Source organism: Psychrobacter communis (assembly GCF_014836505.1).
Taxonomy (GTDB): domain Bacteria; phylum Pseudomonadota; class Gammaproteobacteria; order Pseudomonadales; family Moraxellaceae; genus Psychrobacter; species Psychrobacter faecalis.
In genome coordinates, this window is sequence record NZ_JACSQR010000076.1 from 1 (window position 1) to 1,485 (window position 1,485).

Annotated in this window: 1 protein-coding gene; it reads left to right on the plus strand. The window is 43.8% G+C overall.

The features are described 5' to 3' along the window. Positions 1-114: 114 nt before the first annotated feature. Complete coding sequence (locus H9653_RS12330; RefSeq protein ID WP_191692582.1) at positions 115-1,242, plus strand: M14 family metallopeptidase; 1,128 nt, start codon at positions 115-117, stop codon at positions 1,240-1,242. The last annotated feature ends 243 nt before the right edge of the window (positions 1,243-1,485 follow it).

Sequence of the window (1,485 nt, forward strand, 5' to 3'; positions counted from 1 at the left end):
GGATGGAAAACGACTTATCCAAATTGTTTTATGATGTTTGCCCTAACCATAACAATTTTATTTTGAGCTGACTATATCTGTCTTTTAATTTACAAAAACCATTAGGAAAAGATTATGCATATCAGCGCAAATTTCGATGCCGGTAATATTGAGGTTATCAATGCAGAAGATCAAACCAACATTCAACTGGCGATTCGTCCAGACGTGGGAGGAGAGTTTTTTCAGTGGTTTAACTTTCGTCTATCAGGCGAAGTTGGCGAGCAGTACGTACTCAATATTACGAATGCAGGGAAGGCGTCCTACCTTGCAGGCTGGGAGGATTATCAAGCGGTGGCTTCCTATGATCGCGAGTATTGGTTCCGTCTGCCAACCTCTTATAAGGATGGTAAGTTAACGATAACGGCAGAGCTTGCGTGCGAAAGTATTCAAATTGCGTATTTCGCCCCGTACAGTTATGAGCGTCATCAAGACTTGTTAGCGGCGGTGCAAGTGCATCCGCTCGCATGTTTAGAGCATTTGGGCGAAACGCTTGATAAACGCGACTTAACCTTAGTAAAAGTAGGTGATGGTGATAGCAAGAAGCGCAGTATCTGGATTACGGCGCGCCAGCATCCGGGCGAGACAATGGCTGAATGGCTGGTTGAGGGGCTATTGAACAGTTTGTTAGACGAGGATAATGCCACGGCTAAGTTGTTATTAGAAAAAGCCAATTTTTATATCGTACCGAATATGAATCCTGATGGTAGTGTACGCGGGCACCTGCGTACCAATGCGGTAGGGACGAATCTAAACCGTGAATGGGCAAACCCAAGCATAGAAAAAAGCCCTGAAGTGTTTCATGTCATCAATAAAATGCAAGAAACGGGCGTGGACTTATTTTATGACGTGCATGGCGATGAGGCGCTGCCTTATGTGTTCCTTGCCGGCTCGCAGGGCACGCCAAGCTATAACGACCGCCTTGCCCATCTACGTGATAAATTCTCAGAAGTCTTAACATTGGCCAGTGCCGATTTTCAGTCTGAATTTGGTTATGACATTGATGCGCCGGGCACAGCAAATATGACGATTGCCACCCACTGGGTAGCCGAGCGTTTTGATTGCCTTGCCAATACCTTAGAGATGCCATTTAAAGAGAATGCCAATTTACCTTTTGAAGATACAGGTTGGTCACCTGAGCGTTCTATTAAATTAGGGGAAGCCTCGTTAATCGCTATGCTGGCGGTCGTTGATGAGTTGCGTTAATCATAAATTTGCTGCAAGTTAATCAGATGGTTTCATGACAATAATTTAATAGTGATGGTTTAACTGGCAGGGTTGAATTGCTTAGAGCAGTGGCTTAAACGCTCAGTTTTTAGCTTTTGCTCTAAGCAGATACAATGCTAATAGCGAGCATCAGTGCTTTTATATTTCTTAGATTAACACATGAAGTGCAATACCAAATGCAAGGTGAAAAAAAGACCTAGATGCGCTAGCATCAAAGTTTTT